The organism is Acinetobacter lwoffii (assembly GCF_024129595.1).
GTDB lineage: Bacteria > Pseudomonadota > Gammaproteobacteria > Pseudomonadales > Moraxellaceae > Acinetobacter > Acinetobacter lwoffii_O.
In genome coordinates this window covers 1-23,236 of sequence record NZ_JAMXXS010000013.1, presented here as the reverse complement: position 1 = coordinate 23,236, position 23,236 = coordinate 1, and the positions used below count along the sequence as shown (strand labels likewise).

Here is a 23,236-nt window from a genome sequence, read left to right as displayed (position 1 = left end):
AGGCTTTATTCTGTATTGTTATTTATACACGATGCCCATTTCTGCCCGATTATCTATTACAATGAAGCCACTTATTGTTAAAACCCAGCAAAATGCAAGGAATTGAAAACATGACAACCATTACTTTACCAGCATTACCTTACGGCTACGAAGATCTTGCTCCACACATCAGCAAAGAAACTTTAGAATACCATCACGACAAACACCACAACACTTATGTGGTTAACCTGAATAACCTGATCGCTGGTACTGAGCTTGAAGGCAAAACTCTAGAAGAAATTATTACAGCAACTGCTGGTGATGCTTCTAAAGCAGGTGTTTTCAATAACGCGGCTCAAGTTTGGAACCACACGTTCTACTGGAACTGTATGGCTAAAAACGGCGGCGGTAAAGCAACTGGTACTTTGGCTGCAAAAATTGACGAAGCTTTCGGTTCTTATGAAAAATTTGCTGAAGAATTTGCTGCTGCTGCAACTACTCAATTCGGTTCAGGTTGGGCTTGGTTAGTGGCTGATGAAGTAAACGGTCAGCTTTCAATCATGAAAACTTCAAATGCTGATACGCCAATGGCGCACGGTAAAATTGCAGTGTTGACGATTGACGTTTGGGAACACGCTTACTACATCGATTTCCGCAATGCTCGTCCTAAGTACATCTCTACTTTCCTAGAAAGCCTAGTAAACTGGGATTATGCAAATGCGAAATATGCAGGTCAGCCTGCAGGTGTTGAGAAATAATTTTTTATTTCTTTAGCTAAAAAAATCACCCATTTTGGGTGATTTTTTTATTTTTAGACACTAAATGAATATTAATAAAGCAAACAATTCATTTCTTTACATTAATTGATTGACGACCTGGTTATTCCTCCCTAAAATGCCGATCAGATTCTCCAATAGCTCAGTCGGTAGAGCGACGGACTGTTAATCCGCAGGTCCCTGGTTCGAGCCCAGGTTGGAGAGCCATCTATTCTTCCATAGCTCAGTCGGTAGAGCGACGGACTGTTAATCCGCAGGTCCCTGGTTCGAGCCCAGGTGGAAGAGCCAAGATTCTAAAAAACCCACTCATTGCGAAGTGGGTTTTTTTATAGCTGTATTTTTTAAATTGAGATCATATTGATTTATATGCGCGATCAGCTAACTTATTTCTTATGCTCCAGATCACTTATCAAAATTAAGGCTGATCGCGATTTTGCTGTTAAGACCAGTTTACATAAACATAACAGTTTGAACTACAAACCTTTTCGGCTATTTTTAAAACACTTGATTCAATTTCTGCAGCTTTTTTCTAAAAGTGCCTTGACCCCTTTTCAAATCTCTCTATAATCGCTGTCAGATTCTCCAATAGCTCAGTCGGTAGAGCGACGGACTGTTAATCCGCAGGTCCCTGGTTCGAGCCCAGGTTGGAGAGCCAATCTATTCTCCCATAGCTCAGTCGGTAGAGCGACGGACTGTTAATCCGCAGGTCCCTGGTTCGAGCCCAGGTGGGAGAGCCAAGATTCTGAAGAAACCCACTCATTGCGAAGTGGGTTTTTTTATTCTCCCCTTTTGTGATCTGTGTTTGATTTGAGTCAGTTTATATTTTTTGTGATTGGCTGCCTGGCAACATTTGCATTAGTTTGCCTGCTCTTTCCGCATCTCTTCACCCGTCAAAAGAAATTCTATCCGAAGCGCGTCATTACTGCTTTTGAAAGCAGGATGTTTACACGTCTGAAAGATGCCTTTCCCCATCATCATATTCTGGCACAAGTCGCGTTTAGTGCTTTGATCACGCACGATCAGATGAAAATGCGTAATCAATTTAATCGTAAAGTCACAGACTTCGTAGTACTTGATCGTGAATATAATGTAGTGGCGATTGTCGAACTGGATGATCCGAGTCATATTGGCAAAGAGCAGGAAGATGCTGAACGTGATGCGATGCTGATTGCAGCAGGCTATACCGTGATTCGATACACCCAGATTCCAACTATCAGACAACTGCAAAGGGATTTAAGATAAGTTAAGCGGCAATTGCAGTACTTTCCGGTGCAGCTTGAATTGGATTGATCAAAACCTCCTGCTCCGCTTTTAATTTCTCGGCAGCTTTTAGTGCTTCAAAATTAGCCAATCCTCGTCCAATTTAGCGTCTCATCACAAGCATTCTCAGTTAAACCTGCCTTTCTGCAGGATTAGGGTGATAAAGTTTAAGTTATCGCTCTATAATCCTTTCGAAAACAAAATATAAGTCAGATGACCTGATTGGCCTGTTTCGTTTCTAGCTATCATCACCTTGCTTATTTTTGGCGTTGTTTTTTTATTCAGTGATCATTTATTTATGCAAAATTCTATTCGTATTGGTATCGCGGGTTACGGTAATCTTGGCCGCGGTGTTGAAACTGCCATCCAAAAAAATCCTGATATGCAGCTTGTCGGTATTTTTACTCGCCGCTCACCAAGCAGCGTCTCTCCTTGCTTTGCAGAAACTCAAGTGTATAGCATGGATGCACTATTAAATGATTTTAGCGACAAAATTGATGTACTGATTCTTTGTGGCGGCTCGAAAGATGACTTGCCACAACAGGCTCCTATCTTCGCAAGCAAATTCAACACTGTAGATAGTTTTGATACGCATGCACGTATTCCGGAATACTATGCTGCAGTCGATGCACCTGCCCTTGCCAACAAAAAAACAGCCATGATTTCTATTGGCTGGGATCCTGGCATGTTCTCGATTAACCGTTTATTTGGTGAAGCGTTATTACCAGATGGCGAAACTTATACTTTTTGGGGTAAAGGTTTAAGCCAGGGACATTCAGATGCGATCCGCCGTGTACCTGGGGTGAAAGCTGGTGTTCAATATACCATTCCATCTACTGATGCGATTGAACAAGTCCGCAGTGGCGCACGACCTGAGTTAAGCACCAAAGACAAACATCATCGTGACTGTTATGTGGTATTGGAACAAGGGGCTGATGCGGCAACAGTTGAACAAACGATCGTCAGCATGCCTGATTATTTTGCGGATTATAATACGACCGTGAATTTTATCAGTGAGGAAACATTACTGAAAGATCATCAGGATATGCCACATGGCGGTTTTGTCATTCGTAGTGGTAATACCAGTGATGCACAAAAACAGGTGATTGAGTTTTCTTTAAAGCTGAATAGCAATCCGGAGTTTACTGCAAGTGTTCTAGTGGCTTATGCCCGTGCCTGCTACCGCCTGAATCAAACTCAGCAATATGGTGCTAAAACAGCCCTAGATGTAGCACCCGCCCTACTTTCAATTAAATCTCCTGAGCAATTGCGCAAAGAATTGCTTTAAGATGATTTAAATATAGCCACCGATCGTATGATGGGTGACTATATTTTTCTGTTTTAGAGTTCGGATTACTTAGTTACGAAATATCAAATATCTACAATCAAGTGAAATAGTTTTCGACAAACGATGTAACTATCTACTACACAGACATTTGCAGTATTAGATAAGTGCAAAGGGATTTTAGATAGATTAAGGTGCTGTTGCACTACTTTTAGACACAGCTTGTGTTGAATTTGCCTTAGCATCCTGCTCTGCTTTGAGCTTTTCCGCAGCTTCTCGTGCTTCAATACGTGCAATCATATCTGCCTGCTGCTGCTTGTATTTTTCCTGATTTTTAGCATCACTATTCACTGCAAGAAATGCCATACTAATTAAAAATACCGGAATACAAAGTGCAAGCGTACCGAAGATCAATAGCTTTTTGATACTGCGGGGCTGTGGCTGCTCAGACATAACAAACCTGCTTTAATTTCGTCATTTAATTACACTGCCCAATATAACAAAATAAAGTCATAGCTCAAGCCTTATAGATTAGGCAATAACAAAAGCGTCCTTATAGGACGCTTTTTTCTCAGTCGATAGACAGTCACTACCTCAAAGCCAGTAGTATTCCTGCAAAAATAATCAGTCCAATCCAGCGGTTATGCCTAAACGCCCAGAAACACAAATGTGGATTTTTATCTCGAGTTTTAAACCATTGGTAAATAAAATCGAGAGCGACAACAATTAATGCAGCCAAACCAAATGGAATCAGTAAATTTTCTAGCCAAAGTGCTACAGCAATCAAAAGAATACTAATGGCCTGCAAAGCGCTAATGATCTGAATATCATATCGACCAAATAAGATCGCGGTTGATTTCACCCCAATCTTTAAATCGTATTCACGATCTGCGATTGCATATTGCGTATCATAGGCTACAGTCCAAGCCAGATTGCCAAAATATAAAAGCCAGCAGGTTAAATCCGGCGTTTGCCCAACTGCGGTATAAGCCATCGGAATCGACCAGGAAAATGCTGCACCCAAAAAGACTTGAGGCAAATGGGTATAGCGCTTCATAAAAGGATAAATAAACGCTAGAAACAAAGCCCCAAATGACCAGTAAAAAGTTTCGATTGGCAGAAAAAATAGCAAGCAGGCACTGGCAGCCACCAAAACCAGAAATACCATCACGGCCTCTTTGGCACTGATAATCCCGGTCGCTAATGGGCGGTTTTTAGTACGCTCCACATGTGCATCGACTTTACGGTCAGCAAAATCATTAATGGCACAGCCTGCCGCCCGCATAAAAATCACACCCAAAATCATGGGAATTAAAATTTCAATACGTGGCATGCCCTGAGCTGCAATCCACAGCGCCCACATGGTAGGCCAAAAAACCAGTTCAGTCCCAATCGGTTTATCAAAACGACAAAGATAATAATAGGCGCTAAGACGCTCACGCCAGGTGATTGCTTGTGCGGTTGCCATAAAAATCAAGCCCGTGAATTTTGTATAAAGTGTTCAAATGCCGGTAAAAATGTTTCTTGTACGATAAATTTACAGCCGTGCCAAGTATAGCAGCTCTGACGGGTCCAGCCCTCATCTAAAAGTACTACCCGGCGCTGGCACAGTGGATTAGTGCGCTGAAACAGAAACCAGCCAATCGGTTTGGTGCCAATATGCTGAAAAATTCGGGCTTTTTTTTGCAGGCTTAAAATCGGAAAGATGCTTTTGGCTTTCACCCAAGGAGACTGTTCCGAGCCGTAGAGATAACTTTCACGCACCCAGGAAGTATGCTGATGTGACATCTGCATCCATTTGGCATTGGCAAAGCTTAAACGCTGAAAATGCTCTTGAATTGGCTCGACATGGAATTGTCCTTGCGCCAAATCGGTCAGTTGTTGCGTGAGTGAACCCGATGCATACAGCCACGGTTTTAACTCAACAGGCAGAGTTGACAGCAACACACGCTGATTTTGATTTCTAGAACGACTATTCATTGTTAACAGTTATCTGTTTTTGCAATGATTTCATATTTGCCTTGTGGGGTTTTAATTAAAATAAAACCTTCAGCACTCAAATAAAATGATTCTGGATAAGCATAATCCAGCGCCATTTCAGGATTTTTCAGCGCCACAAATTGAGCCTGCTTATAACCCTCGGGAGTCCGCCGCACTTCAAGATAAGTCACTTCAGAGAAATTCAGTTTGAAACCTTTGTCATGATCTTTTGGATCAATCCATGGATAAAAGCTGGTGTGCTTTTTACGTTGTGCCATTTAAGCCCATCAATCATTTAAAATTATAAATAGATGATACAAAAAAACCCGCGACATGCGCGGGTTTTCTTCGCTTTAATTCGTGATGAATTACAAGCTGTAGTACATATCAAATTCAACTGGGTGAGTAGTCGTGTTTAGACGACGAACTTCTTCAGTTTTAAGCTCGATATAAGCATCAAGCATTTCTTTCGTGAACACGCCACCTTTTAACAGGTAATCATGATCCGCTTGAAGTGCTTCAAGCGCCATATCCAGGCTATGCGCCACTGTAGGGATTTTTGCTTCTTCTTCCGGTGGAAGATCGTACAAGTTCTTGTCAGCAGCTTCACCTGGGTGGATCTTGTTTTGAATACCGTCAAGACCAGCCATCAACAATGCCGCGAAACCTAGGTACGGGTTCATCATTGGATCTGGAAAACGCGCTTCAATACGCTTGCCTTTCGGGCTAGACACGTAAGGAATACGGATAGATGCAGAACGGTTACGCGCTGAGTAAGCAAGCATAATCGGTGCTTCGAAATGTGGAACCAAACGCTTATACGAGTTTGTAGAAGGGTTAGTGATCGCATTCAAAGAACGGGCATGTTTAATTACACCACCGATGAAGTACAACGCCATTTCTGAAAGGCCTGCATATTCATCACCAGCAAACAGGTTTTTGCCGTCTTTAGAGATCGACATATGCACGTGCATACCAGAACCGTTATCGCCAACCATTGGTTTAGGCATAAAGGTTGCTGTTTTTGCATATTGATGCGCAACGTTCCAAACCGCATATTTGAACTGTTGAACTTCGTCTGCTTTACGCACCATAGTGTTGAAGCTCACACCAATTTCTAACTGGCAAGAAGCAACTTCGTGGTGATGTACTTCTACACGACCTGGACCCATGATGTCTTCGATACGCGCACACATGTCTGCACGCATGTCATGTGAAGAATCTACAGGAGGAACTGGGAAGTAACCGCCTTTTACGCGTGGACGGTGACCAGAGTTACCGCCTTCGTAGTCTTTGTTAGTTGACCAAGCAGCTTCTTCAGCGATCAATGTATGGCGCGCGCCAGACATGTCGATTTCCCATTTTACTTCGTCAAATACGAAGAATTCTGGTTCTGGACCAAAGAATGCAGTGTCACCGATACCGGTAGATTTCAAATATTCTTCTGCACGGCGCGCAATCGAACGTGGGTCACGATCATAACCTTGACCAGTTGATGGCTCGATTACGTCACAAGTTACAACAACTGTTGGCTCTGCAAAGAACGGGTCGATAAAACCTGTTGCCGCATCCGGACGTAAAATCATGTCCGATGCTTCGATGCCTTTCCAACCTGCAATTGAAGAACCGTCAAACATTTTGCCGTCTTCAAATGTATCTTCATCAATACTGTCTGCTGGGTAAGTGACGTGTTGCTCTTTACCCTTGGTATCAGTAAAGCGAAAATCGACCCATTTTGCGCCACTTTCTTGTATGAGTTGAAGGACCTTGTTCGCCATGCTCATTTTGCTCCGATGTTTTTGTTGCACCCGTGAAGTGCGTGTTAGCAGTTGATAGTTATTAAGCAATTACCGTACCAACTTTTAAAAGTATAGATAAAATCTTGAAATCTTTATAAGAAATCATGAAGTGACAAAAATACTTTGCGGCTATTATACTAGCTGCAAAACTAAATGCACTATATTCAAGCATTCTTCATTTATTTTATTTCAGCTTTATTTTTTAGCGCACCTAAATAGTGCATGTATCTATAAAAATGTATAAGAAACATAGCTTTTTATAGCAAATATGCTGCTTTTTCTTACTTTTGTTATATTTTTACTTGTTTTTGGCTAAAAATTGAGCTTTTTTTAGTAGATATCAGTAAAGAAAATTTTGCGATTCATTTGGGATTGTATGCCTATTATGAGGCATTTTCTTTAAATCTACTTTCAATAGAAAAGTTTATATAAAGCTTAATTATTCAAGTGATGTTTTTTTCATCAAGCATTTTACCTCTCTTTGACCTTAATTTTTTCATTTTTAAGTTTTACTCTAAAAAATAGCCTTTTAAATCTTTCTATGAGTAAGCCTATTACTTTAAATCATTATAAAATTTTATTTAATTTTCTACAGGTTTTTAAAGCCAATAAATTGAGCGAAATTGTTGCGCCGAATGGGGCTATTTTTTGCTATGATGAAGCGTGCTTTATTTTCACACAATGAAATCAATGATTTAGTTGTGTCAGGCAAGTGCTTGCAACACGTATAAATAAAGTACGATCTGGACAACATTAGCACAGTTAAGTGCATTAATTTCAATAGGTTAAGCTCATGCTTTTAATGATCGACAACTATGACTCCTTTACTTATAACATCGTCCAATATTTTGGCGAACTGAATCAAGAAGTAAAAGTAGTCCGTAATGATGCCGTGACATTGGAAGATATAGAGCGATGGCAACCTAAGTATTTAGTGATTGGCCCCGGCCCGTGCTCGCCAAGTGAGGCAGGAATTTCTATTCCTGCCATTCAGCATTTTGCTGGCAAAATTCCTTTACTGGGCGTTTGTCTTGGTCATCAAAGTATTGGGCAGGCATTTGGCGGTGATATCGTGCGTGCCAAACGTGTCATGCATGGCCGTCTGTCTGATATGTACCACAGTGATACCGGGATTTTCAGCAATCTTCCTTCTCCATTTCCTGCAACGCGCTATCATTCACTGGTGATTGATCAAGCTACCTTGCCCGAATGTCTGGAAGTCACCTGCTGGACCAATGAAGCGGATGGCTCTATGGAAGAAATTATGGGTGTGAAACATAAGACATTGCCGGTCGAAGGCGTGCAGTTCCATCCTGAATCGATTCTGAGCCAGCATGGTCATCAAATCTTTAAAAACTTTCTCGAAATTTATGCCTAAGAACATCTTATGAATATTCAACAAGCTTTAAGCAATATTACTAAAAACATTCACCTGACTCAGGATCAAATGCAAGACGTGATGCGTGCCATCATGTCAGGTGAAGCGACCGATGCCCAGATTGGTGCCCTGCTGATGGGCTTACGCCTAAAAGGCGAAAGCATTGATGAGATTACTGCAGCTGCACGTGTTATGCGTGAACTGGCTACCAAAATTGATGTCAGTGATATTCCATATTTAGTGGACATCGTGGGTACAGGCGGTGATGGCCAGAACCTGTTTAATGTTTCTACTGCTTCTGCATTTGTAATTGCAGCAGCGGGCGCAACCATTGCCAAACATGGTAACCGCGGCGTTTCGACCAAATCAGGTTCGTCGGATTTACTGGAACAGGCCGGGATTAACCTGGACCTGAACATGCAGCAGATTGAACGCTGTATCCGTGACGTTGGTGTCGGTTTCCTGTTTGCGCCGAATCATCATCAAGCCATGAAATATGCAATCGGCCCACGTAAAGAATTAGGAATTCGTAGTATTTTCAATTTACTTGGCCCGCTTACGAATCCGGCCGGAGTAAATCGTTTAGTCATTGGCGTATTTTCCAATGAACTCTGCCGTCCGATTGCGGAAGTCATGAAACAGCTCGGTGCTGAACATGTGATGGTGGTACATTCACGTGATGGTCTGGATGAAATCAGTATTGCCTCTTCAACTCATGTTGCTGAACTGAAAAATGGTGAAGTCACTGAATGGGAAATTATTCCTGAATCGGTCGATATTGAGTCGCAAACCCTGACCGGACTGATTGTGGAAGATTCTGCGCAAAGTCTGGCTTTGATCAAAGATGCGCTGGGCAAGAAGAAATCAGACATCGGTGATAAAGCAGCGAACATGATCGCGCTGAATGCTGGTGCAGGTATTTATGTCTCTGGTTTGACCAGCAGCTATAAGCAAGGTGTTGCGCTGGCACATGACATTATTTATGGCGGTCAGGCACTTGAGAAAATGAGTGTACTGTCTGAATTTACCAAAACTATTAAACATTACGAAGCTTAATTCGGTCAGGGATTTTGATCATGGTGGATATCGCAAATACAATTTTAGGCAAAATTGTTGACCGTAAAAAAGAAGAATTTGCCCTACGTTTAAAGCAGAAAAGCTATAAAGATCTGGAAGAACTGGCACAAGGTGCATCACCTGTGCGTGGTTTTGCCCAGTCTTTAGTGTCGAAACGTCCGGGTGTCATTGCTGAAATTAAGAAAGCTTCGCCATCTAAGGGCATTATTCGCGAGAACTTTAACCCTGCGGAAATTGCAGCACAGTATCAGGAGGCAGGTGCAGCCTGTTTATCGGTGCTGACCGATGTAGACTTTTTCCAGGGTCACGATGACAACATTCAGATTGCCCGTTCACATTGCGACCTGCCTGCACTGCGCAAAGACTTTCTGATCGATCCTTATGGAGTTATCGAAGCACGTGCTCTGCATGCAGACTGTATCTTGCTAATTGTGGCTTGCCTGTCTGATCAGCAGTTAGAAGAAATGTCTAAAACTGCATTTGAACATCATCTGGATGTACTGGTTGAAGTTCACGATGAAGAAGAACTATCCCGTGCTTTAAAACTTTCTGATCGTTGTCTGCTCGGTGTAAATAACCGTAATTTAAAAACCTTTGATGTGGATTTAAACACATCATTACGTTTGAAAAAATTACTGGACCCTTCACGCCTGCTGGTGACTGAAAGTGGTATTGCCACACCTGCGGATGTTGCGATGATGCAGAAAAATGATATTCACGCCTTTCTGGTCGGCGAAAGCTTCATGAAACAACCACGTCCGGATCATACTTTCCGCGATCTGTTTGGTGAGCCTGAAGCGGTTTAAAATGTAAATGCTCACCTAAGCATTAAAAAAGCCCAATCTCAGGATTGGGCTTTTTTATTTTCAATATTGAAAAGTAGATCATAGATTCTCGAGCGTATTTAAAATCCTCAGCAATGTCATGAACGCAATTCAGTTCTCCTTTGTCTATTTTCAGACTATAATTCTTGTAAATTCCGCATCTCCCTTGTTTTTACATTATGAGTAAACACGATTCTTCATTATCTAAAGATCAGTACAACCTGCTGAAATCTTTTAAGAAGCAAATTACACAGCCGCAAACGCCTGCGGTCGTTGCTGCACCTGTTGAAAAGACTGTCGAGCAAGAAGCGTTAGAAGAACTGGAATTATTCCGCAAGCAAATGCAGGGCGTACAAAAAATTGAATCGGGAAATACGGTTCAACTGGACAAACCACGCAAGAAAAAGCCGGATGCACAAATCTTGGCAAAGCGTGCAGCAGCTACTGGCCCGCTGGAAACAGAGGCAATGGCTTTATCAGATACTCAGGCCATGCTCAATCCTGTCGGCAGTCAGGCCAACTTGAGCTATCGCATCGCCACCTTGCAGCATAAAGTGTTTGAAGACTTGAAAGCCGGTAACTTGCGCTGGTTTGAAGCTGTGGATCTGCATGGCTGTACTGTGGAAGAAGCGCGTCAAGCCGTGCTGCAGATTATTCAAATCGCCAAAGATGAAAACCAGAACGTGATTAAAATCGTACATGGTAAAGGTCCAGAAGCGATTTTAAAAACCTATGTCAACGGCTGGCTGCGTCAGCATCGCGATGTTTTGGCATTTGTCAGTGCACCTGAAAAGCAAGGCGGTACCGGTGCGGTATTGGTTTTGCTCAAACGTGCAGAAAAGAATCCAAAGTTCAAACAGTAAACGGTTTTAGCCTCAAAACAAGGCATTGTAAAAGTTTTCTGCTACAATGCCGTCCTTGTTCATTCTCAGTTTAAGTGAATACGTCATATGACTATGCAGCAATCCTACGCAAACATTCTTACTGCCGTTGGCGAAGATCTAAATCGCCCTGGTCTCAAAGATACGCCTGTGCGCGCTGCGAAAGCATTTTCATATTTAACCTCGGGTTATAGCCAGACACTTGAAGAAGTGACCAACAAGGCGGTCTTCCCTTCCGATAACCGTGAAATGGTACTGGTCAAAAACATCGAATTTTATTCGCTATGTGAGCATCACTTATTGCCATTTTATGGCCGCGTACATATCGCCTATTTGCCAGAAGGTCATGTTTTAGGCCTGTCTAAATTTGCCCGTATTACTGAAATGTTTGCACGCCGTTTGCAGATTCAGGAAAATCTGACTCAGCAAATTGCAGAAGCAGTGGCTGAAGTCACTAAAGCACGCGGTGTTGCAGTAATGATTGATTCTGCGCACATGTGCATGATGATGCGCGGTGTAGGCAAGCAGGAATCAACCACACGTACGGTATCATTTATTGGTGATTTTAAAACCGACAAAGAAACACGTCGTGAATTTTTAAGTGCGGTTCCAGAAAGCTATTAATTATTAAAGCTTAAAAATAAGTTACTCAAAGCCTCGATCATTCGGGGTTTTTTGCTTTTAAAGGAAGAGGATATCAATACTTAATTCAAAAGCTCACTTGCTATAAATAACACCTGGTAACAGGGTTTAAAGACCTGTCCCAAAACTTGCTATGTTTCAGTCTAGAACTCAAACAATTCCTGCTTGTGTTTGCAACAAGCCTACACTTGGATACACGATAAAGTTTTAATCCTGCCGCTCTCCCATTAAAGTAATTTGAAGTTGATATACAGCAAAGCGCTTTATATCTTTCTGATTGATTTTTAATGATAAGGAAAGTAACCATGGCGAATAGTAAAAATAACCAGGCGAAAGACAGCAAAAAATCAGCAAAAACTGCTAAAAAGACCCAAGATGAGAAACTGAAAAAGTCGAATAAGAGTAGTGACAAAGACAGTGATCGCAAAGTCACTAAAAAAGCGGCGAGCAGTAAATCTAAAGCGGCATCTTCTAAGAAAGACAATGCCAGCAAAGATGAAAAAGTGAAGGCGAAGAAAAATTCGAGCTCAAAAGCCAGTGATAAAGCGAAAGACCAAAAGACCTCTTCCGCGAAAAAACCGGCTAAAGCGAAAAGCAGCAACAAGAGTAAAGACGACACTAAAGTGAAAAAGTCTTCTTCAAAAAAATCGGCGCCTGCTAAAAAGCAGTCGAGTAGCTCCTCTAAGAGCAAGTCAACCAAGGCTAAAACCTCGAAGACCAGTTCAAAAAAATCGAAGTAAAATGAAAGCCCCTAGTTCTAAATGCCAGGGGCTTTTCTGTGTCCTGCCCTTTCATTTTTATAATTTGTATTAGCTGAAATATCGAATAATTTTAAATTTCAGAAAAGGCCGAATATGAAGTCATCTGCCAAAGTAACCCCACCAAAACGTCCGTCACGTGTAGTTTCGAATAGTTTTGATTATTCTCTGGACTTTGCAAAGATTAATTTTCGTAAACGACCCGAGCTCTACCGGATTGGCCGTGGTGAACAAGGTGTATTACTGGTTGAGCCTTATAAATCGGAAATCCTGCCACACTGGCGCTTTGCAGATGAAGCAAAAGCCCAAGCCAGTAGCGAGAAAATCTATCAGCTTTTCTTGGACTATTTAAAACAAAAAGATTTTGTTGGTGCGGACATGGCACGCAAGTTTTTACAGATGGGTTTTACCCGTGCCCGGCGTTATGCCAATCATAAAGGCGGCAAAAAATACGACGGCCCAGTTCCGGAAGACAAAAAAGGTTTAAGTGGCGCGCATGGCCGTTCCGAGCTGCCACGCAATCAGGAAGATCCTGTTAAAGCCGCTGCTGCCAAAATTTTTAAACAGAAATGGGATGAAGCTAAAAATCATCCCGAATATCTTCAGCAAAAACAGAAATTTCAGGAATTTATAGAGCAGCAATCTGCAACTGGATAAAACCTTTTATTTAAACAGAGAGTGGCTGTGCGACTGGGTTCAAGGACTGATGAGCCATATAGACTCTGTTACGCCCGTTGTTCTTCGCCATATACAAGGCAGAATCTGCCGCATTCAGGAAGCGCTGATAATCCGGATGTCCATCATAAAGCACACAACCAATACTGACCGTAAATTTAAACTGCTGGCCTTGTGCCGAATTAATCATGCCATTTTCAATATATTTACGCACACTTTCGGCAATATTCAGGGCACGTTTTTCATCAGTATCCACCAGTAACAGCAAGAACTCTTCGCCGCCGACCCGGAAAGCATAATCACTGCCCTGACTGTATTTTTGCAATGCTTCGGCCAGAAATTTCAAGGCCAGATCACCTGCTGCATGTCCAAATTTGTCATTAATACTTTTGAAATAGTCGGCATCAATAGCAAGTAAAGACAAAGGCGTATGATTCTTGCGGGAAAAAGTGATTTCTCGTGAAATAATCGTATTCAAATAACGACGATTCAATAACTGGGTCAATGAATCATTACCGGATTCAATATATTCGGCCACTTGAAATAACTGGTCCACCAGCAGCTGAATTTCGCGGTTTAAGTCACGGATCTGCTGGATCAGTCCCAGCATATTGTTTTTGTCCGTATAGTCCATGATATCTTGATTAAGTTCATCGACCTGATAAATTCGTTCAATGATTAAATCGACCTGATCAGAACCGGTAAAAGCATAAGAGGCTTTATGGATAAACCATAAACCAAACTCCGACTTGGACAGCATCGGATGATTCAATTTCTCATGCTCAGAAAAGACCTTGAACATGAGCTCATTTTCCCAGTCTAGCAATGAACTGCGCTGTTTATCTTTTTGTACGGCTACATCCTGCATCGCTGAAAAAACACGATAACTGTGTTTAATTTCCTGATTCATGGCTGTTTTGGCTTCATAAGATCGGCACATGACTTCTGTGGCAAATCCCATGATTTGGACAATATAACTGCAGGTAGTCAACATACTGTGGTGAGGATTCTCATCCAGCAGTTCAAACATTTTACGCTCAATTTCACGTACACCGCGCATGATCAGCCAGGACGGAATTCCGACACGCGCATGCACATGTCCCACCATCGCCTGTTTCTGCACAGCATCGGCATAGCGTTTATTAATCCCTACACTAAAGCTTTCAAGTAGCCAGGCATTTAAAGTGTCGCGCAAGCGCTGTTGAATCAAGTCATCGGAAAAGAATTCTGCAGATTCCTTTTCAATGAGCATGTTTTTATAGAATTCTTCCACCAGAATCAGGGAATGATCTTGAATAAAGTGAAAGGCATGCAATAAGTCATCAGATGAATAATTTTGACAGATCTGCTCCCACTGCTCGGCCAGTCTTGCCATGCATTCATTATTCATACTGTCTGTTCCCCAAAACCTTGCAATTTGCACTCACATTATGTGAGAAATATAGCAAATATCAGGTATTTTTCCTAAAATATCGACCAGATTATTTGTACCAAACCAAGCCAATCTTTTTATACAAGGGAAAACTAAACAGTAGCCTCATGGATACACAGCACTTTATCAATAGTTTTAAATAAATCTTAAAAATACCGAATCAAACCAAGACTCCATTGATCCCAGTCTTTGGACTGCTGTTGCTGATATTCCCAAGACAGCCGAAGTGCATGTTGTGGATTGAATGCATATTGGAGTTCAGTATTCAGTTTCAGCTGCCAGCGATGCGAATCTTCCCAATAAGGCAGTTCCACCTGCACCAGACTGTTAATCTGATCGCTCCAGATATTCTGGCACCCCACAGTAGGGCCAGCACCTACGCGCCAGCCTTGATCCAGTGCCTTGCCTGCCTGTAGCTGAGTTTGCATTTGCGCATAACATAGATGTTCACGGCTGACATTTGCCCAGCTATAACCGACCTGAGTTTTTAAGCTGGCAACGCCATGCTGCTCATCTTCACTAAACTGGCCATGCGCATTCAGTGCTTCCTGTTGCCAGCCCAGATTAAAACCCCAGGACAATGGCGTATTAAACGGATTGACGGGGTTATAGGAATTGACAGTCAATAGATCCAGATGCTCCAGTTTGAGTTCACTGTCACGATATTGCAAAGCCCCATCCAGAAACAGCAATTGTGTGCCGGTTCGAAAACCGCCTTGCGGGTCGATGAGATCATGATAGGCTTGCCGATGCCCTAGCTGGACAAAGGATTCACCCTGAACCTGTCCGGCCTGAAGACTGATATTCCGTGCATGATGGCTTTGTACCGGGTCTATTTTTGGACGTTCAGGCGCTTTACGCTGCTTCTCGATATTCAGCTGACTTCTTAAGCCTAATAACTTGCGAAAACGTGGCTGGGAAAATGATTTATCGACTGTTTGTCGGAGAAAGTCCAGATATAAATGATCATAGGCCATTTCCAGAATTTTGGCCTGATCTTCTGCCGGATAGGGCTGCAAGATTGAAGGCATTGCACCTTTTTCTGCATAAGCCAGCTTATGCGCAGTTTTTGCCAGCGCTTTGCCATGCTGTCTGGACTGTGCCAGCAATTGAGTTTCAAGCGCCGGACGGTAAACTTTCTGTTTGATCAAGCCCTGCTGTTCTACTACTTTTAGTGTTTCAATCGGAATCGCAGTCGAATTAAACTGTTTCTGTAGATTTAGCTCGGGACGTACCAGATCAAACAGTCCCAGTAGGCGATAAGCGCAATTATCACTGATAAAATAATAAGGGAAACTTACATTTTGCATTTCCCAGAGATGCTGTACCAAAAACCTGGTTTCTTGCGGACTTAAGTTTAATTCATATTCCCACAAATCCCGGCTTTCAAAGTCACCATACTCTTTGACCTTGCGGTAATACGGCATCAGTGAATATTCACCCGGATATTGTCCAGTCAGCCCTTTCCAGGCAAAGGACCAGTTGTCATTGCCATCGACCGTCGCAGCATAGTTGACCGCATAAGAAATCAGATTGAGTTGTTGCTGGTCTTTAGGGTCCAGACGCAACAAGGTATGACCAAACATCGAGCTGGGATTACCCATAAAATCCGTGGCATAGATCAGGGTTGCCTGATAAGGCTTGACCTCGCCAATCCATTTATCCAAATCCGGGCAACTGACCGCAGGCAATTGTTGCTCGGAAATATTCAATTGCTGTATTAACCAGCTGCTGCGTGCCGGAAACTTGCAGCGAACAGACTGATTCGGCTCTGCGCTCAAAAATAAAGCCTGAATGTTATGCTGCATTTCCTTTTTTAGATCAGTTTTTCCCTGCTCTGCCAGGAAATAGCCCGAATAGTTAACCTCGCTATGACCGTGGGGATTGGCATACATGAGACGTTGCCAGGTAGTGCTCTGATCCAGACGCTGGGTTTCGGCCTGAGCTATATAATGCTGAATGTCTGGATTAATCTCGCTAGAAAAACTTAAAGGGCTAAATGTCAGGCCCAACACAAAGAACGCATATTTCATTCAGTTAACTTATTCTCATCAATTTCTTTTAGTCATAAGAAAACCCTGCCAGAACAGCAGGGTTTTTGAGGTGCGGATCAGATGTAGGATTTCAATACTTCATCTTTCGCCATCACAGTTTGTAAGGTGCTTAAAACTTGTAATGTATTCTGGTTTTGCTCGGAATAGATTTCAGAGAAATTCTGCTTAGAAACGCTAAAGAAACGAGCTTTATCTTCAGATTTAATATTCAAAAGTTCAGCCAGAACATTCAGGCTTTCACCTTCACCGACTGCCATATCACGCGCCAGTGCTTCAGCGTTTTCATTGGTAAAGGTCACCACTTGAGCGGTTACGGTACCGCCCTGGCTACAACCCAAAGTGCCAAAAGTGATCCCGAGCCACTGATTCGTGAACAGAACGTTGGTCGTACCTGCTAAGAGTTTAGGAATAATACCAGACTGACCCGCCCACACCTGACTTCCGATACCACAACCGACATCTCGGTCAGCCATCGCCATGCTTGAACCAGTCGCCAATACTGCCGCCAGCATAATTTTTTTAAACATAGTTATTCTCCAATTATTCTCATGCAATCTTTGTTATTACTCTAATGATGTAATTTAAATTACATACTCAGCAGAGTAGCGACAAGTCAAGTTTGGCGCAATTGAAAAAATGTATACTTTACATAAACATAACCTGATTGATTTTACTTTTCTTTGAGCGTCCAATCGCCTTGTGAATTACGCTGTCCCAAGATTTTCAGTACCAACACCAAACTCAGCAATAATAATAAATACCAAGATCCGAGTTTGCCCCATCCCACCATATGCCATTGCTCAATCTGGCTTGGATAAAGCCAGATCTGGTAAAAGGTACTAATGTTCTCGGCAATCCAGATAATAAATGCCAGAATCAGCAGTACGGGTAACATCGGCAACTGAAAAGCATGCTGATTCAGCTGAAAGCGGATTTTGGTTTTCCAGAACATCAGCACGCTCCAGACAAATAGAATCAGACGATAATCGGGAATAAAAAACTTGCTCATAAAATTAATATAAGACAAGACAGCCAATGCCAGCATATGGCTGAAATGCGGCAATTTTTCGAATGAAACCTGATATAGACGTAAAGAACGGGCAAAAAAGCTGCCGACCGCAGAATACATAAAACCAGCAAATAAAGGCACGGTCAGGATTTTAAATACCGCGGGCTGTGGGTAATGCCAGGAAGCAATTGCCGGATGGGTCAGGAAGATTTCCATCACCATGGCCATGAGATGAAAGAGCGCAATCACTTTGGCTTCAGCCCACGATTCCAGCTTGATATAAAGCAGCACCACCTGAATCAGTAAGGCAAAAAACAGCAGATAGTCATACCGGTAAAAACCGAAGAAGAGATCGCTGCCCATAGAAGCAGTCAGCGCAAAAGCCAGCAGGAGTAAAATCCCAAATAAGGCAGCCGAAGCTGCCTTATAAGTAAATTCAAACCCTGATTTGAATAGATCGATCAAGGTTTACATCCTAAAGATATTTGGCACTATACTCATGTACGGTATCAATGAATGCTTTTGGATTCGCCGGATCAACCCACTGGGTAATACCATGACCCAGATTGGCAACATAACCGGTTTTCTCGCCATTGGCATAGGCATCATCCAGCATGGCTTTTGTTGCTTTAATGATGGTATCTGATGAGCCATATAAAGTTGCAGGATCCAGGTTACCTTGAAGTGCTGCACGGCCGGCAACGGTTTGACGAGCGACATTTAGTGGCGTCGTCCAGTCCAGACCAAACGCATCTGCGCCTGTCGCAATCATCGGTTCCAACCATTGGCCGCCACCTTTGGTAAACAGAATCACCGGAATCTTGCGGCCATCTTTCTCACGTTGTAAACCAGCGACAATCTTCTGCATATAGTTCAGCGAGAACTCGATATATTCACGATGTGCTAATGCCCCACCCCAACTATCAAAGATCTGTACCGCTTGTGCACCCGCATCAATCTGCGCATTCAAATATTCGGTCACTGCATCAGCCAGACGATCCAGTAAAGCATGCAAAACTTCAGGCTGTGCATACATCATCTGTTTGGTAAAACGGAAATCCTTGCTTGAACCACCTTCGACCATATATGTTGCCAAAGTCCATGGACTGCCCGAGAAACCAATCAGAGGTACCTGGCCGCCCAAGGCTGAACGAATAGTCGAAACGGCATTCATCACATAATCCAGATCCGATTTGGCATTAAATGCAGGCAGATTGGCCACATCCTGTTCGGTACGGATAGTCTTGTGAAATTTCGGGCCTTCACCGGCTTCAAAATACAGCCCCAGTCCCAAAGCATCCGGAACCGTCAAGATATCTGAGAATAAAATCGCGGCATCAAGATCATAACGGCGCAAAGGCTGCAAAGTCACTTCACAGGCCAGTTCAGTATTCTTGCAAAGCGAAAGGAAATCTCCTGCCTTGGCACGCGTTTCGCGGTACTCAGGCAAATAACGGCCAGCCTGACGCATCATCCATACTGGCGTAGCATCTACAGGCTCACGCAACAATGCGCGCAGAAAACGATCATTTTTTAAGGTCGTCATTCACATTCCCATCTTTCTTTGACATTGCCAACATCATAGCAAAAAGGCCGCAGTTTTAATAACTTCTGGCAACTTTAAAAACCGATCGGATTGAACGGCGACCTAGTGATTTACACAAAACAACTACTGCATCTCCACATTTTTTCTGTAATACTTATAGTGTTTTTTCACATAGTTAAAGAAATAATTCTTGAGGTTGAGTTACATGTTCGTTCGCACAATGCTCGCTGTGAGTCTAGGTTGCATTTTCGCAGGTCAAGTTTTTGCCGCGTCTACTGCTGAACAACCATTAAAACCCCAAGTGGTGACTGATGTTGCAGTGCAAGATCCGATTGATCCACTAGCAACTGAAGCTTCAGCGGCCCAAGCAGCACCTGCAGAAGCGCAAATTACCGCACAAGAACAACAAGACTTAAAACAGGCATCTGAAGCGCTGAATGAGCTACAGGATACCGAAGATCAGACTGCTTCTATTGGCGCAGCACTAAATACTAAAGCACCGACTAACTCTGCGGCGACCAAAGCTTCGTGGACTTTAGATGGCTTAAACAATGCCCAATGGTATGAAAATATCGGTGCAGGTCAATTCCCAGTTTACGCACGTGCGCATGTCATGCTGAATAATGCCCATGCATCACCGGGTGCGATTGACGGAACCAGCGGTAAAAACACACTGAAAGCGATTGCGTCTTTCCAGCAAATGAATGGCATCAAACCGACAGGTGTTTTGACTCAGGAAACCTGGGATAAACTGGTGGCACGTCAGGGTTCTAAGCCAACCTTTATTGAATACACCATTACTGAAAAAGATCTGGCAGGCCCATTTGCCAAGTCTATTCCTTCAGATTATGCGTTACAGGCGAAAATGAAAGGCCTGTACTACACACGTGTCAGTGAAATGTTGAGTGAAAAATTCCATATGGATGAGAATTTCTTAAAGAAACTCAATCCAAATGCTAACTTTAATAAAGTGGGTGAAAAATTACTGGTCAGCAATGTACGCAATGACTTGCCTGAAGGTATTCACTTGATTGTTGCACATAAAGGTGCGAAACAACTGTACTTATTTAACAGTAAAAATCAAATGATCGCGTCATTCCCTGCCACCATTGGTAGTGCGGATACACCATCTCCAACCGGGACCTATAAAGTAACAGGTGTTGCACCAAACCCTTGGTACAGCTACTCACCTTCTAACTTTGTACAAGGTAAAAACTTAAAACCACTATCTTTACCACCAGGTCCTAACGGTCCTGTCGGGAATATCTGGATTGGTTTAAGCAAGAAATCATTTGGTATTCACGGGACACCAAACCCGTCTACCATTTCGAAAACAGCGTCGCATGGTTGTATTCGTTTGACTAACTGGGATGCCAATGATCTTGGCCGTAAAGTCAAATCTGGCGTAACGGTTCGTTTCTTGGAATGATGATCGGCCTAACGATTTAAATAAAACAGCCTGCTTTTAAGCGGGCTTTTTTATTCCTGATGTTTACTTTCAGCTATGTCGTTGCAAAAATGCAATGATCTGTCGCCTATTTGAGATTTTTTCAGTGTTAAAACGACAGTATGATGATCTCAAGTTAAAAATAATGTCGAGATGAAATCATGAATGCTTTTCTACATCCGAGCGAAAATCGTGGTCATGTAAAAATGGGCTGGCTGGAGTCTAAACACAGCTTCTCATTTGGTAACTGGTATAACCCAAAGTATATGGGTGTTAGCGCCTTACGCGTTATTAATGATGATTTAATTGATGGTCATCAGGGTTTTGGCACACATCCACATGACAATATGGAAATCCTGACCTGTGTGCTAAAAGGAACCATTACCCATCAGGACAGCATGGGCAATCATGGCGGAATCGCTGCGGGTGAATGGCAACTGATGAGTGCAGGAACAGGTGTGCGACACAGTGAAATGAACCAGGGCGATGAACAGGTTCATTTACTGCAAATCTGGATTATTCCAAATGAACGTGATGCCAAGCCGAACTATCAGCAAATCCGTCTTGACCCGCATGAGCAACCGAACCAGTGGCATTTGATTTGTGGTCCGAATGACAATGCACCGATGCATATTCGTCAGAATGCCGAAGTCAAAACTGCGGTGATTCAGCAAGGCCAAAGTCTGGAAGTGAAAGCGACCCAGCATATTAATTATGTACATGTTGTTTCTGGCACTGTCCAGATCGCTGAACATACAGTGGAAGCGGGCGGCGCAATTGCTTTTCTAGATGATACAGAAATTAAAGCAAGCGAAGATGCGCAAGTGATCTGGTTTGATTTGCCGGAAGTACCCAACTAAGCTTTTAAAGCTCTCAGCTCTAATGGCTATTGATCCCAGTGATTAATAGCCATTTTTTATACATATAATCGTAAATAAGAAATAATAGGTGGCAATATCATAATAAGGTTTCCTAACTAAGAAAATTATGCCTGCTACCTATACAAATCCAACCAATTCTCATCACATTTTTACCTAAGCAATGCATTATTTAGGTGAATATAAACTGATCCATTTCTATGGAATCCAGTGCTGTATAGCTTTGATCATTCGCGACTGGTTTTGATATTGTCTTTTGCAGCCATAAAGTGAATTGATCTTTTCATGTAGGTTAAATAAATAGAAGAGCATATTCGTATGAACCAGATTTTAGAGATGCAAAGCATCCAGCAACAAGCTTTGTTTTATTTATTAGCCTTTTTAAAACAACAAGATTATCAGTTCACGACCATTACACCACTTTCCCACCAGCGAATTCTGAATCGGAAAAAGAATGAAATTTATAAGCACAGAACCCTTCAGGATATCTTTGGCTGGAATCTAAACTTTAAAAAAACTGATCTTGATCCCGTTCTGTTTGAATTATTGCAAGAACATCAGCTTCTACAGTTTCAGGAAGATCAATACTTGAGTCAGGTTCGGGTTTCTTCACTCGATGGCGAACTTTTTATTCATTCAGCTTTTCCCACCACTCAGCAGGATGCGGTATTTTTTGGTCCGGATACGTATCGCTTTGTCTATCATCTCAAGCAATATCTAGCTACTCAGCCTCGCCCTTTCAAACGGGTCGTGGAAATGTGTTGTGGCACTTCAGCAGCCGCAATCAGTATTGCCAGACATTTTCCAGATGTGAATGAAATGATGGTTGCAGACCTGAATCCCAAAGCCTTGCTCTATAGCCAGATTAATATCAGTTTTGCCGGCTTAAACCATATTCATCCGGTTCAAAGTAATTTATTTTCCAATCTTGATGGAAAATTTGATCTGATTTTTGCTAATCCACCGTATTTAATTGATCCCGAACAACGTCAATATCGTCATGGCGGTAATGCGCTGGATGGCTGTGATTTATCATTCAGGATTATAAAAGAAGGTCTACAGCGCCTGAATTCTGGCGGACATTTATTTCTATATACCGGTGTGACCGTGACTGAACATGGCAATCTGTTTTTGCAGCATCTTAAAGATTTGATGAAACAGCATCAAAATATAATCTGGTCCTATGAAGAAATTGACCCGGATATTTTTGGTGAAGAACTGGAACAACCGGCTTACCAACATGTGGAAAGAATTGCGTTGGCATTAATCAAAATTGAAGTAGGCAATTAAAGAATATTTATTAATTATGGAATTTTAAAATTTTGACTTTGTTCGCTATCAGCTTATTTTAAATCGTTTTATTAAAATCATAGAAATAAAAAAAACCCAATCTTTCGACTGGGGTTTTTAAAATTTGGCGGAAGCGGTGTCCGCCAAACTAAATAACTATCTATATGTTTTATATTAGATCTCTTGCGAAAGTCATTATTGCAAGTTTATCCGGTTTACGAGTGCAGCAATTAAGTTAATGCGTAAACCGAATCTTTTCCGTCTAT

At 42.3% G+C, this 23,236-nt stretch carries 23 protein-coding genes and 4 tRNA genes; 17 read left to right on the top strand and 10 right to left on the bottom strand.

The window, feature by feature from the left end; genetic code table 11:
• The first annotated feature begins 110 nt into the window (after positions 1 to 110).
• The 7 genes from sodB (at position 111) to NI466_RS08080 (ending at position 3,303) form a co-directional block, all read left to right on the top strand.
• Positions 111 to 737 (top strand): superoxide dismutase SodB, encoded by a 627-nt coding sequence (gene sodB / locus NI466_RS08110; protein ID WP_004646486.1) that lies wholly within the window; start codon positions 111 to 113, stop codon positions 735 to 737.
• Positions 738 to 886: 149 nt separating this feature from the next.
• A tRNA-Asn gene (locus NI466_RS08105) sits at positions 887 to 962 on the top strand.
• A gap of 5 nt (positions 963 to 967) precedes the next feature.
• Positions 968 to 1,043, top strand: a tRNA-Asn gene (locus NI466_RS08100).
• A gap of 291 nt (positions 1,044 to 1,334) precedes the next feature.
• Positions 1,335 to 1,410 (top strand) — tRNA-Asn (locus NI466_RS08095).
• Positions 1,411 to 1,416: 6 nt separating this feature from the next.
• A tRNA-Asn gene (locus tag NI466_RS08090) sits at positions 1,417 to 1,492 on the top strand.
• 61 nt (positions 1,493 to 1,553) lie between these two features.
• Positions 1,554 to 1,997: a DUF2726 domain-containing protein gene (locus NI466_RS08085; protein ID WP_253173292.1), complete on the top strand. Its 444-nt coding sequence runs from the start codon at positions 1,554 to 1,556 to the stop codon at positions 1,995 to 1,997.
• A 316-nt stretch (positions 1,998 to 2,313) separates the two neighbouring features.
• Positions 2,314 to 3,303, top strand: a complete 990-nt coding sequence (locus NI466_RS08080) for a diaminopimelate dehydrogenase (protein ID WP_253173291.1) — start codon at positions 2,314 to 2,316, stop codon at positions 3,301 to 3,303.
• Between the two features lie 186 nt (positions 3,304 to 3,489).
• Here the strand turns inward: NI466_RS08080 and NI466_RS08075 are convergent, their stop codons facing one another.
• The 5 genes from NI466_RS08075 to glnA all read right to left on the bottom strand — a co-directional run bounded on the left by NI466_RS08075 (position 3,490) and on the right by glnA (position 7,064).
• Positions 3,490 to 3,753, bottom strand: a complete 264-nt coding sequence (locus tag NI466_RS08075) for a hypothetical protein (protein WP_005246848.1) — start codon at positions 3,751 to 3,753, stop codon at positions 3,490 to 3,492.
• Positions 3,754 to 3,889: 136 nt separating this feature from the next.
• The gene (ubiA, locus tag NI466_RS08070; protein WP_253173290.1) at positions 3,890 to 4,768 is read right to left on the bottom strand and encodes a 4-hydroxybenzoate octaprenyltransferase; all 879 of its coding nucleotides are present in this window, start codon (positions 4,766 to 4,768) and stop codon (positions 3,890 to 3,892) included.
• A gap of 5 nt (positions 4,769 to 4,773) precedes the next feature.
• Positions 4,774 to 5,280, bottom strand: coding sequence for a chorismate--pyruvate lyase family protein (locus NI466_RS08065; protein WP_004279643.1), 507 nt, complete (start codon positions 5,278 to 5,280; stop codon positions 4,774 to 4,776).
• A 2-nt stretch (positions 5,281 to 5,282) separates the two neighbouring features.
• Positions 5,283 to 5,558: a hypothetical protein gene (locus NI466_RS08060; RefSeq protein WP_253137959.1), complete on the bottom strand. Its 276-nt coding sequence runs from the start codon at positions 5,556 to 5,558 to the stop codon at positions 5,283 to 5,285.
• Between the two features lie 90 nt (positions 5,559 to 5,648).
• Positions 5,649 to 7,064, bottom strand: a complete 1,416-nt coding sequence (gene glnA, locus NI466_RS08055) for a type I glutamate--ammonia ligase (protein ID WP_004279641.1) — start codon at positions 7,062 to 7,064, stop codon at positions 5,649 to 5,651.
• Between the two features lie 808 nt (positions 7,065 to 7,872).
• Between glnA and NI466_RS08050 the strand changes: the two genes are divergently transcribed.
• From NI466_RS08050 to NI466_RS08020, 7 genes are all read left to right on the top strand, one after another.
• Entirely contained in the window at positions 7,873 to 8,457 is a 585-nt protein-coding gene (locus tag NI466_RS08050; RefSeq protein WP_004646400.1) for an anthranilate synthase component II, read from the top strand.
• Positions 8,458 to 8,466: 9 nt separating this feature from the next.
• Positions 8,467 to 9,513 (top strand): anthranilate phosphoribosyltransferase, encoded by a 1,047-nt coding sequence (gene trpD / locus NI466_RS08045; RefSeq protein WP_253173289.1) that lies wholly within the window; start codon positions 8,467 to 8,469, stop codon positions 9,511 to 9,513.
• A 20-nt stretch (positions 9,514 to 9,533) separates the two neighbouring features.
• Positions 9,534 to 10,340 carry an indole-3-glycerol phosphate synthase TrpC gene (gene trpC / locus NI466_RS08040; RefSeq protein ID WP_253173288.1) on the top strand — a complete coding sequence of 269 codons (807 nt, stop codon included), beginning with the start codon at positions 9,534 to 9,536 and terminating at the stop codon, positions 10,338 to 10,340.
• Positions 10,341 to 10,537: 197 nt separating this feature from the next.
• On the top strand, positions 10,538 to 11,221 hold the full coding sequence (locus tag NI466_RS08035) for a Smr/MutS family protein (protein ID WP_005246851.1): 684 nt from the start codon (positions 10,538 to 10,540) through the stop codon (positions 11,219 to 11,221).
• 93 nt (positions 11,222 to 11,314) lie between these two features.
• Positions 11,315 to 11,863, top strand: a complete 549-nt coding sequence (gene folE / locus NI466_RS08030) for a GTP cyclohydrolase I FolE (protein WP_004730181.1) — start codon at positions 11,315 to 11,317, stop codon at positions 11,861 to 11,863.
• Between the two features lie 323 nt (positions 11,864 to 12,186).
• On the top strand, positions 12,187 to 12,621 hold the full coding sequence (locus NI466_RS08025) for a hypothetical protein (protein ID WP_004646396.1): 435 nt from the start codon (positions 12,187 to 12,189) through the stop codon (positions 12,619 to 12,621).
• A 114-nt stretch (positions 12,622 to 12,735) separates the two neighbouring features.
• Entirely contained in the window at positions 12,736 to 13,296 is a 561-nt protein-coding gene (locus tag NI466_RS08020) for a DUF4385 domain-containing protein (RefSeq protein WP_253173287.1), read from the top strand.
• A 10-nt stretch (positions 13,297 to 13,306) separates the two neighbouring features.
• On the opposite strand, the gene NI466_RS08015 is transcribed toward NI466_RS08020, so the two are convergent.
• From NI466_RS08015 to hemE, 5 genes are all read right to left on the bottom strand, one after another.
• Positions 13,307 to 14,704 (bottom strand): diguanylate cyclase, encoded by a 1,398-nt coding sequence (locus NI466_RS08015; protein ID WP_253173286.1) that lies wholly within the window; start codon positions 14,702 to 14,704, stop codon positions 13,307 to 13,309.
• A gap of 188 nt (positions 14,705 to 14,892) precedes the next feature.
• A complete protein-coding gene (locus NI466_RS08010) occupies positions 14,893 to 16,779 on the bottom strand; it encodes an Lnb N-terminal periplasmic domain-containing protein (protein ID WP_253173285.1) in 1,887 nt (628 codons plus the stop codon).
• Positions 16,780 to 16,856: 77 nt separating this feature from the next.
• Positions 16,857 to 17,327: a DUF3015 family protein gene (locus tag NI466_RS08005; protein ID WP_253173284.1), complete on the bottom strand. Its 471-nt coding sequence runs from the start codon at positions 17,325 to 17,327 to the stop codon at positions 16,857 to 16,859.
• 143 nt (positions 17,328 to 17,470) lie between these two features.
• The gene (locus NI466_RS08000) at positions 17,471 to 18,274 is read right to left on the bottom strand and encodes a DUF817 family protein (RefSeq protein WP_253173283.1); all 804 of its coding nucleotides are present in this window, start codon (positions 18,272 to 18,274) and stop codon (positions 17,471 to 17,473) included.
• 10 nt (positions 18,275 to 18,284) lie between these two features.
• On the bottom strand, positions 18,285 to 19,355 hold the full coding sequence (hemE, locus tag NI466_RS07995) for a uroporphyrinogen decarboxylase (protein ID WP_253173282.1): 1,071 nt from the start codon (positions 19,353 to 19,355) through the stop codon (positions 18,285 to 18,287).
• Between the two features lie 205 nt (positions 19,356 to 19,560).
• Here hemE and NI466_RS07990 point away from each other — a divergent pair, with 205 nt between their 5' ends.
• The 3 genes from NI466_RS07990 (at position 19,561) to NI466_RS07980 (ending at position 22,970) form a co-directional block, all read left to right on the top strand.
• Positions 19,561 to 20,784, top strand: a complete 1,224-nt coding sequence (locus NI466_RS07990) for a L,D-transpeptidase family protein (protein WP_253173281.1) — start codon at positions 19,561 to 19,563, stop codon at positions 20,782 to 20,784.
• A gap of 179 nt (positions 20,785 to 20,963) precedes the next feature.
• A complete protein-coding gene (locus NI466_RS07985) occupies positions 20,964 to 21,662 on the top strand; it encodes a pirin family protein (RefSeq protein WP_114541932.1) in 699 nt (232 codons plus the stop codon).
• A 336-nt stretch (positions 21,663 to 21,998) separates the two neighbouring features.
• Positions 21,999 to 22,970 (top strand): methyltransferase, encoded by a 972-nt coding sequence (locus tag NI466_RS07980; RefSeq protein WP_253173280.1) that lies wholly within the window; start codon positions 21,999 to 22,001, stop codon positions 22,968 to 22,970.
• Positions 22,971 to 23,236 lie beyond the last annotated feature (266 nt).

Excerpts from the sequence above, each read along its gene's own strand:
- folE (WP_004730181.1), top strand. The coding sequence starts at position 11,315 with ATGCAGCAATCCTACGCAAACATTCTTACTGCCGTTGGCGAAGATCTA.
- NI466_RS07980 (WP_253173280.1), top strand. The coding sequence starts at position 21,999 with ATGAACCAGATTTTAGAGATGCAAAGCATCCAGCAACAAGCTTTGTTT.
- NI466_RS08080 (WP_253173291.1), top strand. The coding sequence starts at position 2,314 with ATGCAAAATTCTATTCGTATTGGTATCGCGGGTTACGGTAATCTTGGC.
- hemE (WP_253173282.1), bottom strand. The coding sequence starts at position 19,355 with ATGACGACCTTAAAAAATGATCGTTTTCTGCGCGCATTGTTGCGTGAG.
- trpD (WP_253173289.1), top strand. The coding sequence starts at position 8,467 with ATGAATATTCAACAAGCTTTAAGCAATATTACTAAAAACATTCACCTG.
- NI466_RS08065 (WP_004279643.1), bottom strand. The coding sequence starts at position 5,280 with ATGAATAGTCGTTCTAGAAATCAAAATCAGCGTGTGTTGCTGTCAACT.
- NI466_RS08005 (WP_253173284.1), bottom strand. The coding sequence starts at position 17,327 with ATGTTTAAAAAAATTATGCTGGCGGCAGTATTGGCGACTGGTTCAAGC.
- NI466_RS07990 (WP_253173281.1), top strand. The coding sequence starts at position 19,561 with ATGTTCGTTCGCACAATGCTCGCTGTGAGTCTAGGTTGCATTTTCGCA.
- NI466_RS08075 (WP_005246848.1), bottom strand. The coding sequence starts at position 3,753 with ATGTCTGAGCAGCCACAGCCCCGCAGTATCAAAAAGCTATTGATCTTC.
- NI466_RS08020 (WP_253173287.1), top strand. The coding sequence starts at position 12,736 with ATGAAGTCATCTGCCAAAGTAACCCCACCAAAACGTCCGTCACGTGTA.
- NI466_RS07985 (WP_114541932.1), top strand. The coding sequence starts at position 20,964 with ATGAATGCTTTTCTACATCCGAGCGAAAATCGTGGTCATGTAAAAATG.
- trpC (WP_253173288.1), top strand. The coding sequence starts at position 9,534 with ATGGTGGATATCGCAAATACAATTTTAGGCAAAATTGTTGACCGTAAA.
- sodB (WP_004646486.1), top strand. The coding sequence starts at position 111 with ATGACAACCATTACTTTACCAGCATTACCTTACGGCTACGAAGATCTT.
- NI466_RS08060 (WP_253137959.1), bottom strand. The coding sequence starts at position 5,558 with ATGGCACAACGTAAAAAGCACACCAGCTTTTATCCATGGATTGATCCA.
- NI466_RS08050 (WP_004646400.1), top strand. The coding sequence starts at position 7,873 with ATGCTTTTAATGATCGACAACTATGACTCCTTTACTTATAACATCGTC.
- ubiA (WP_253173290.1), bottom strand. The coding sequence starts at position 4,768 with ATGGCAACCGCACAAGCAATCACCTGGCGTGAGCGTCTTAGCGCCTAT.
- NI466_RS08025 (WP_004646396.1), top strand. The coding sequence starts at position 12,187 with ATGGCGAATAGTAAAAATAACCAGGCGAAAGACAGCAAAAAATCAGCA.
- glnA (WP_004279641.1), bottom strand. The coding sequence starts at position 7,064 with ATGAGCATGGCGAACAAGGTCCTTCAACTCATACAAGAAAGTGGCGCA.
- NI466_RS08010 (WP_253173285.1), bottom strand. The coding sequence starts at position 16,779 with ATGAAATATGCGTTCTTTGTGTTGGGCCTGACATTTAGCCCTTTAAGT.
- NI466_RS08035 (WP_005246851.1), top strand. The coding sequence starts at position 10,538 with ATGAGTAAACACGATTCTTCATTATCTAAAGATCAGTACAACCTGCTG.
- NI466_RS08015 (WP_253173286.1), bottom strand. The coding sequence starts at position 14,704 with ATGAATAATGAATGCATGGCAAGACTGGCCGAGCAGTGGGAGCAGATC.